Genomic DNA, 7,226 nt, shown 5'->3' on the forward strand with positions numbered 1-7,226 from the left:
GATACGGAGGGTGGGGAAAACGAGCAGCCGGGCGGCTGCCACGCGCGGCCGGTGCGCCGCGCGGGTCACGTCACTTTGCGTTCAGTTCCTTCCAGCGCCGGTAGACGCCGATCGCATCGCCGTGCTTCTGCTGCACCATCGGCAACCGGCGTTCGTCGATCGGCTTCGCATATTCCGCATAGAACGTGTCGAGCTCGAAATACTTGCGGTCGTCACGGTAGAACGGCGCGTAGTCCTCGCGTGTCGTGATGTAGATCACGCGTTTCGGGCTGCAGTAGTACAGCGAACCGAGACACATCGGGCATGGGCTCGCGAGAATGTAGATCTCGCAATCGGTCAGGTGCTCGGTGCCGAGCTTGCGGCACGCGTCGCGCACCGCGAGGATCTCGGCGTGCGCGGTCGGGTCGCTGGTCTGCGCAACGAGGTTCGGGCTCTCCGCGACGACCTCGCCGTCGCGGACGATCACCGTCGCGAACGGGCGGCCGCCCTCTTCCACGTTCTTCATCGCAAGATCGATCGTGCGTTTCACAAAATCCATGGCTGCGTCCTCGTTGAAACGGAATGGCGGGCCGTGCGCCGGCCGGCAGCCGACGCACGTCGGGCGGGAACCTGCGCGGCACCGCTGCAGCGGCGCCGCGCCGGCGTCAGAACGGCTTGGTCGGCAGGTACTTGCCGTCGAGCGTGATCACCGCGCGCGACCCGCCTTCGGGATCGTCGACCTTCTTCACATCGAGCCGGAAATTGATCGCGCTGATGATGCCGTCGCCGAACTTCTCGTGAACGAGCGCCTTCAGCGTCGTGCCGTACACCTGCAGCATTTCGTAGAAGCGGTAAATGGTCGGGTCGGTCGGCACGCGGTCGTCGATGCTGCCGCGCAGCGGGATCGTCTGCAGCAGCAGCACCGCGTCGTCGTCGAGGCCGAGCTTGTCGGCGACGCTGCGCGCAGCGTCCGCCGGCAGCGCATGCTGGCCGAGCAGCGCGGCCGTCACGAACGCTTCGCTCAGGCCCGTGCCTTCGGTGAGCTGCGCGAACGACAGGTTCTTGCGCGCCTTCGCGAGCACGACGGTCTCGGCAAGCGCGTGGCGGGCAGTCTGACTGTGCTGGGACTGGATCATGGCAATTCCTCGTGGTGGGGTGGGAGCGATTCAGGCCGCGACGGGGAGCGTCGCGGGCGTGGCGCGAACCTCGGGATGGTCCGCCAGGGAAACGAACCGGCCGGTCGCGCCGTCATGGGCGTCGATGCAGCCCGATTCGATGTCGTACACCCAGCCGTGCAGCGCGAGCCGCCCTTCTTCGAGCGCGAGCCGCACGGCAGGGTGCGTTTTCAGGTTCGCCAGTTGCGCGACGACGTTCTCGCGCACCATCGAGTCGATCCGCTCGCGTTCGCTGCGATGCGTGCGCGCCTCGTTCACGACGCGCGCGGAATCGGCGTACCGCAGCCAGTGGCCGACGGCCGGCATATGGTCCATGCACTGGCAGGTGGCGATCGCGGTCATCGCGCCGCAGTCGGAATGGCCGCAGATCACGACGTCGGTCACGCGCAACGCGGCCACCGCGTATTCGACCGATGCCGACACGCCGCCCGGCTCGGGGCCGTACGACGGCACGATATTGCCGGCATTGCGGATCACGAACAGGTCGCCCGGTTCGCGCTGCGTGACGAGTTCGGGCACGAGCCGGCTGTCCGAGCACGAGATGAACAGCGCCCGCGGATTCTGGCTGCGCGCGAGATCGCGGAACAGCGCGGCACGCGCCGGATACGCATCGCGCTGGAACTTCAGGAAGCCTTCGATGATGTCCTTCATCGCGTGTTCTCCGGTGCGGTTGGAATCGATGAAGGGCAGGTTACGCCGCACTTCCAATAACGTAAAAGACTGATTTATGATCCACCGGATAAGCAGGACTTATAGGAGCCGCCATGCTGCTGCGCCATATCCACTACTTCCTGGCCGTCGCCGAGCATCGCAGCTTCACGCGCGCGGCCGCCGCGCTGCATGTGTCGCAGCCCGCGCTGTCCCAGCAGATCCGCCAGCTCGAGGAGACGCTCGGCGCGCAACTGTTCGACCGCAGCGGGCGCGTGACGCGGCTGACCGACGCCGGCGACGTGTATTTCCGCTATGCGCGGCAGGCGCTGCACGATCTCGCGGAAGGCCGGCGCGCGATTCATGACGTGCAGGACCTGAGCCGCGGCTCGCTGCGGATCGCGGTCACGCCAACCTTCACGAGCTATCTCGTCGGGCCGCTCGTCGAGGCGTTTCACGGCCGCTACCCGGACGTGTCGCTGTCGGTGCGCGAGATGTCGCAGGAGCGTATCGAGGCGTTGCTCGTCGACGACGAGCTCGATGTCGGCATCGCGTTCGACGAGGTGCAGACGGCGGATATCGAAGCGCAAACGTTGCTGGTCGAAACGCTCGCGCTCGTCGTGAGCCGTCGGCATGCACTCGCCGCGAAACGCAAGGCCGGCCTGCGCGCGCTGCACGATGCGCCGCTCGTGCTGCTGACGGCCGAGTTCGCGACACGCGTGCAGATCGACCGCTATTTCCGCGAGCACGACGTGCGACCGCGCGTATTGATGGAAGCGAATTCGCTGGGGGCGGTGATCGAGATCGTGCGCCGCACGAACCTCGCGACGCTGCTGCCCGCGACGATTGCGGCCGGGCACGACGATCTCGTCGCCATCGCGCTCGATCCGGCCGTCCTGCGGCGCACGGCCGTGCTGCTGCAGCGCAAGGGTGCGTACCGGAGTGCGGCCGCGCGTGCGTTCGTCGAACTGGCGCTGGCGCACGGGGCCGAGCCTGTCAGGCGCGCGCGATGATCTCGGCCGCCGGGGCACGCGTCGCGCGCCCGGGCACCGCCCGCAACCGCTCGTCGAAAGCAAACCGACTCACGGGAACATCGACATGTCGAACCTGTTACGCCGCATGACGCTCAACCCGCTTGCCCTTGCAGCGCTGCTGGTGGGCGCAGCGTGGTGGGTCCACGCACAGACGCGTGCCGACGGCCCGTATCGGGTCGTGGGATTCAACTACACCGATCGTGGCGTCTACAGCTTCGTGGTCGACGGCTTCGGCGCCGGCAGCGTGCACGCGCGCCAGTTCGGCGGCGGGGGCGGCACCGTGTGCTGCATGAGCGTGCCGCGCGGCAAGAAAACCTGGCACGTCAGGATCACATACGATCTGACGCCCGAAGAAGACGCCCGGAACCAGGCGCCTGAAATCGTCGAAACCGACGTCGCCGTGCCGGCATTGCCGAACCGGCACGACGGCTATCTCGAGTTTCATTTCCTGCCCGGGCGCAAGATCGACGCCCGATGGGTCGCGTACCCGACGATGCCGCGCATGCGCGCCGGCGGTTGACCGCGCAGCGGCAGCGTGCGGACGCCGCGCGGCCGGGCGGGCGGGTTACGCGCCCGGCGTTGCGTCAGTTGTACCCGAGAATCGCCACCGCCGCGACGTCCGGCCGGTCGATCGTATTCCCGACGAGCGACGTCATCGGCTCCTGCAGCACGGCCTGATACGACGTCACGCGCGGCGCTTCCGGCGTGCCCGGCTCATCCGGTGCCGGCTCGTCGAACGCGGCATCGAAACCACTGTAAAAGCCCGGTTGTGTCTGCGAAAAAGTCATCTCCACTCCTTTACCTGATCATGTTTTTGATGTTCTAACCAACCTGCTTCAATACCGCCGCCTGCACCGGCGTGCCGTCATGCGCAGCCTCCGATCGCGCCAGCTGCGCGCGCGTGCGCCGCGTGATGTGAATCACCGCGAACACGACCGGCGCGATCAGCAGGCCCTCCGCCAGTTCGGGATCGACCGGCAGGTTCATCACGTGCAGCGCCTTGAACGCCGCCGTCGCGAGCGACAGCACGTAGTACGAAATAGCCGCCACCGACAGCCCTTCGACCGCGTGCTGCAGATGAAGCTGATTGCGCGCGGTGCGCTCCATTCCGGCCAGCAGGCGCGTCACGTCCTTTTCCTGCGCGAGATTCACGCGCGTGCGCAGCAGGTCGACCGCCCGCGCGATCCGCGCGGCGATCTGCTCATGGCGCGCCCATACGCTGCGGCAAGTTTCCATCGCCGGCGCGAAGCGCCGCTCCATGAATTCGGCGATCGTCGGCATCCCTTCGATGCGCTCCTCGCGCAGCTCGTGGATGCGCGCCAGCACGAGCTTTTCGTATGCTCGCGACGCGCTGAAGCGCGCGCCCGATCCCGACAGCGATTCGACCCGCACCGCGAGATGCGTGAGCTTGACGAGCAGTGCCGTGTCGTCGCCGTCGGCCCCGCTCGCGTCCATCCGCTGCATCAGCGTGTGCAGCGCCGCGTGGATCTCGTCGAGCTCGCGGCTCATCCGGCGCGCGACGGGCAACGCCAGCAGCGCCATCATCCGGTAGGTTTCGATTTCATACAGGCGCTGCAGCAGCCGGCCACCCTGCTCCTCGCGGAAATCCTCGTCGACGACGAGAAAGCGCATGAAGCCGTCGTCGCGCACATGCCAGTCGCAGAACACCTTGCCGCCGCCAAGCACGTTGCTGCCGACGAGCGCGGGGCCGTCGATCCAGCGGCGCAGGTCGCCGCAGACGAGCCGCGCGGCGTCGCCCGTCAGCAGCTCCATGCGCACCGCGACGAAGCGGATGCCGGCCAGCCGCGCGAACCACGCGGCCGGGATGCCTTCGATCGCGAGATCGTCGAAATAGCCGGTGTCGCGACGCGGCGCGACGAACGTGAAGGTCGAGAATTCGGTGTGGCGTTCCCACTTCAGGTGCCAGCCGCTCGGCGACTGCACCGCGTAGTGCGTCGCGCCTTCGTGCGGCGCGGCGATACCGGTATCGTGGCACAGCGCGTGCAGCAGCGTTTCGTGGATGTCGGGCTGGCCGTCCGCGTAGATCGCGTAATGCGTGAGCGATACGGCTTCGGCGAGCCGCAGGAACGGCCGGGCATGCAATTCCGCGGCCAGTGCGGCGCGCAACGGATGGTCCATCATCGATACACCACGCTTTCCTGTTCAGTCCTGCACGCCGGATCGACCGGCCGGGGCGCCGCGCCGCCCTCGGGCGAAACGTCAGCGTGATCGCACTATGGCAGACACACAGCAACAATAAAAACGCATAATGCTGATCGTTACGTTCAGTTTTCCTGATACCCATGAAGATGCTCGATCACGACGTGCTGGCCACCGTCGTCGCCGTCGCGGAGACCGGCAACATGACCCGCGCCGCCGAGGCCGTGAACCGCTCGCAGTCGGCCGTGAGCATGCAGATCAAGAGCCTGGAAGACGCGATCGGGCGGCCGCTGTTCGTGCGCAAACCGCGCAGCATCGTGCTGACGCGCGAGGGCGAGGTGCTGCTGGGATTCGCCAGACGAATGCTGGCGCTGCGCGACGAGGCGTGGGCGGCCGTGGTGCGGCCGGAAGTGACCGGCAAGGTCGTGATCGGCGTGCCGGACGACTATGCATCGTCGCTGCTGCCGTCGGTCCTGAAGAAATTCTCGGCAACCTACCCGAAGGTCGAGATCCAGGTGATGGGGCTGCCGAGCAGCGCGCTCGCGCCGCTGATCAAGGAAGGCACGGTCGACCTCGTCTGCGGCACGCGGATCAAGGGGCTGTCCGGCGATTTCATCCGTCACGAGCCGATGGCGTGGGCCGCGATGACGAACGGGCCGCGCGTGTGGGAAGAGCGGCCGCTGCCGATCGCGGTGTTCATGCCGGGCAGCGTCGCGCGCGAGAACGCGATCCGCAGCCTCGAACGCGCGAAGGTGCCGTACCGCACCTCCTATGAAAGCCCGAGCCTGCTCGGGCTGCTCAGCATGGTCGAGGCCGGCCTCGCGGTCGCGCCGCTCGCGCGCTGTGCGATTCCCGCGCAACTGTCGATGCTCGGCCGCTCGCACGGGCTGCCCGACCTGCCGCCGCTCGAACTGATCCTCGCACGCAGCACGAAATCGAAGCGGCCGCCGTGCGACTTTCTCGCGGAACAACTGATGGAAGACCTGCAGCGCCAGACCGGGCAGACCGGCGACGCGTGATCAGCGCGTCGCGCCGAACCCGGCCGCGCCCAGCGCCGCGTTGACGTTCGCGGCCACCGCATCGACGAGCGCTTCCAGCGTAGCGCCGCGCACCTGCATGCGTTCCGGTGCGACGTGCTCCGTGCGTTGCCAGCCCCATTGCGCGCCCGACGCGACCGACAGCGTCGCGCCGAAGCGGTTGCCGTGACAGCGACCAAACGTGCTCACGCGCCGCTCGGCCACGTAGTCCTGTTCAGGCAGACAGAGCCGGATCTCGACCGCGACCTGGTCGCGATCGTTGACGCGCGCGGCCGGGCTCACCGTCGGCGCGAACACCTTGCCGATCCGCCAGATCACGCAGGTCTCCCAGGCCGCGAGCGGCCCGCCGGCCGCATCGACCCGCTCGGTGTCGACCGACCACTGATGCCCGTCGGGCACGACGATCGCCTGATGCAGCAGCACTTCGGCCACCCGCACCGTCGTCACGAGCTGACGCGCGAGTTGCTGGCCCGACGGCAGCGATGCCGTCCGGACGCGACGGCTGGCCGGCCGCGCGACAGGGACTTCTTCCGTGAGGTACATGAACACTCCGTATTCAGGATCGGCGCCGCGCGCAACGCGGCACACGCCTATCCGCCACCTGTTCGCGGCCGGCGCGGCGACTGACGCCCCGACCGCGAATCACGCGCACCATCGGCGAGCGGGCATCCACCCGCCTGCGCCTCACCGCGCCTTCGGCCCGACCCGCAACCGGCGCGCGACTGGCCCGATCACCGCATCGGCCTGCTGCGCGATCAGCATGTGCAGCGTGAAATCCAGGTCTTCCGGCGCGATGTCGAAGTGCACGTGAACCACGTCGCGCACGGCGCGCGCGCTGACGACATACACACCGAGCGGGGAATGCAGCAGCGCCGCGAGCCGGGTGTGCGCGCGTTCGCCGGAGTCGGCCGTCAGCGTGACGGGCAACTGCAGGCGAGGGCGAGGCGGCGGGAAAGGAATGACGTTGTTGCGTGCGCCGGCGCGCAACTGGCGGCCGGCGACATTGAAGGCGGGAAGGGGATGAATGAAGGTCATGGAGCGGACGGAAGCCGTCTCGGCTGTTCGACACATCCCCAGCTTAGAAGAGACCGCATAAACGTCGTGCAAAAAAACGGCGCGGCGGTGCAAAAACCGCATGCGGCGCACAACGCAGTGCCGACCGGTGGCCGGTGGCCGGTGGCCGGTGGCTGGTG

Annotated in this window: 10 protein-coding genes; 3 read left to right on the top strand and 7 right to left on the bottom strand. The window is 67.8% G+C overall.

Translation table 11 applies throughout. The features are described from left to right. Positions 1–70: 70 nt before the first annotated feature. The 3 genes from JYJ84_RS23860 to JYJ84_RS23870 all read right to left on the bottom strand — a co-directional run bounded on the left by JYJ84_RS23860 (position 71) and on the right by JYJ84_RS23870 (position 1,805). Positions 71–538, bottom strand: a complete 468-nt coding sequence (locus tag JYJ84_RS23860) for a nucleoside deaminase (RefSeq protein WP_175219019.1) — start codon at positions 536–538, stop codon at positions 71–73. A 106-nt stretch (positions 539–644) separates the two neighbouring features. Continuing rightward, the gene (gene cynS, locus JYJ84_RS23865) at positions 645–1,115 is read right to left on the bottom strand and encodes a cyanase (RefSeq protein ID WP_014900458.1); all 471 of its coding nucleotides are present in this window, start codon (positions 1,113–1,115) and stop codon (positions 645–647) included. 30 nt (positions 1,116–1,145) lie between these two features. Beyond that, positions 1,146–1,805, bottom strand: coding sequence for a carbonic anhydrase (locus JYJ84_RS23870; protein WP_043178750.1), 660 nt, complete (start codon positions 1,803–1,805; stop codon positions 1,146–1,148). A gap of 113 nt (positions 1,806–1,918) precedes the next feature. On the opposite strand from JYJ84_RS23870, the gene cynR reads away from it, so the two are divergent. After that, complete coding sequence (gene cynR / locus JYJ84_RS23875; protein ID WP_175219017.1) at positions 1,919–2,815, top strand: transcriptional regulator CynR; 897 nt, start codon at positions 1,919–1,921, stop codon at positions 2,813–2,815. 85 nt (positions 2,816–2,900) lie between these two features. After that, a complete protein-coding gene (locus JYJ84_RS23880; RefSeq protein ID WP_175219015.1) occupies positions 2,901–3,356 on the top strand; it encodes a DUF3304 domain-containing protein in 456 nt (151 codons plus the stop codon). A gap of 64 nt (positions 3,357–3,420) precedes the next feature. Here the strand turns inward: JYJ84_RS23880 and JYJ84_RS23885 are convergent, their stop codons facing one another. Beyond that, complete coding sequence (locus JYJ84_RS23885; RefSeq protein WP_122948666.1) at positions 3,421–3,624, bottom strand: hypothetical protein; 204 nt, start codon at positions 3,622–3,624, stop codon at positions 3,421–3,423. A 34-nt stretch (positions 3,625–3,658) separates the two neighbouring features. Beyond that, positions 3,659–4,978 carry a DUF3422 family protein gene (locus tag JYJ84_RS23890; RefSeq protein WP_175219013.1) on the bottom strand — a complete coding sequence of 440 codons (1,320 nt, stop codon included), beginning with the start codon at positions 4,976–4,978 and terminating at the stop codon, positions 3,659–3,661. A gap of 161 nt (positions 4,979–5,139) precedes the next feature. Between JYJ84_RS23890 and JYJ84_RS23895 the strand changes: the two genes are divergently transcribed. Further along, a complete protein-coding gene (locus JYJ84_RS23895; protein WP_006485479.1) occupies positions 5,140–6,015 on the top strand; it encodes a LysR family transcriptional regulator in 876 nt (291 codons plus the stop codon). Here the strand turns inward: JYJ84_RS23895 and JYJ84_RS23900 are convergent, their stop codons facing one another. Beyond that, positions 6,016–6,576 (bottom strand): hypothetical protein, encoded by a 561-nt coding sequence (locus tag JYJ84_RS23900; protein WP_122948665.1) that lies wholly within the window; start codon positions 6,574–6,576, stop codon positions 6,016–6,018. A 141-nt stretch (positions 6,577–6,717) separates the two neighbouring features. Then, complete coding sequence (locus tag JYJ84_RS23905; RefSeq protein ID WP_175219460.1) at positions 6,718–7,068, bottom strand: hypothetical protein; 351 nt, start codon at positions 7,066–7,068, stop codon at positions 6,718–6,720. Positions 7,069–7,226: the final 158 nt, after the last annotated feature.

This window comes from Burkholderia sp. LMG 13014 (genome assembly GCF_905232215.1).
Classification (GTDB): Bacteria; Pseudomonadota; Gammaproteobacteria; order Burkholderiales; family Burkholderiaceae; genus Burkholderia.

What these genes read in the sequence shown, in the direction of transcription:
- JYJ84_RS23860 (WP_175219019.1), bottom strand. Translation starts at nt 538, where the DNA reads ATGGATTTTGTGAAACGCACGATCGATCTTGCGATGAAGAACGTGGAA.
- cynS (WP_014900458.1), bottom strand. Translation starts at nt 1,115, where the DNA reads ATGATCCAGTCCCAGCACAGTCAGACTGCCCGCCACGCGCTTGCCGAG.
- JYJ84_RS23870 (WP_043178750.1), bottom strand. Translation starts at nt 1,805, where the DNA reads ATGAAGGACATCATCGAAGGCTTCCTGAAGTTCCAGCGCGATGCGTAT.
- cynR (WP_175219017.1), top strand. Translation starts at nt 1,919, where the DNA reads ATGCTGCTGCGCCATATCCACTACTTCCTGGCCGTCGCCGAGCATCGC.
- JYJ84_RS23880 (WP_175219015.1), top strand. Translation starts at nt 2,901, where the DNA reads ATGTCGAACCTGTTACGCCGCATGACGCTCAACCCGCTTGCCCTTGCA.
- JYJ84_RS23885 (WP_122948666.1), bottom strand. Translation starts at nt 3,624, where the DNA reads ATGACTTTTTCGCAGACACAACCGGGCTTTTACAGTGGTTTCGATGCC.
- JYJ84_RS23890 (WP_175219013.1), bottom strand. Translation starts at nt 4,978, where the DNA reads ATGATGGACCATCCGTTGCGCGCCGCACTGGCCGCGGAATTGCATGCC.
- JYJ84_RS23895 (WP_006485479.1), top strand. Translation starts at nt 5,140, where the DNA reads ATGAAGATGCTCGATCACGACGTGCTGGCCACCGTCGTCGCCGTCGCG.
- JYJ84_RS23900 (WP_122948665.1), bottom strand. Translation starts at nt 6,576, where the DNA reads ATGTACCTCACGGAAGAAGTCCCTGTCGCGCGGCCGGCCAGCCGTCGC.
- JYJ84_RS23905 (WP_175219460.1), bottom strand. Translation starts at nt 7,068, where the DNA reads ATGACCTTCATTCATCCCCTTCCCGCCTTCAATGTCGCCGGCCGCCAG.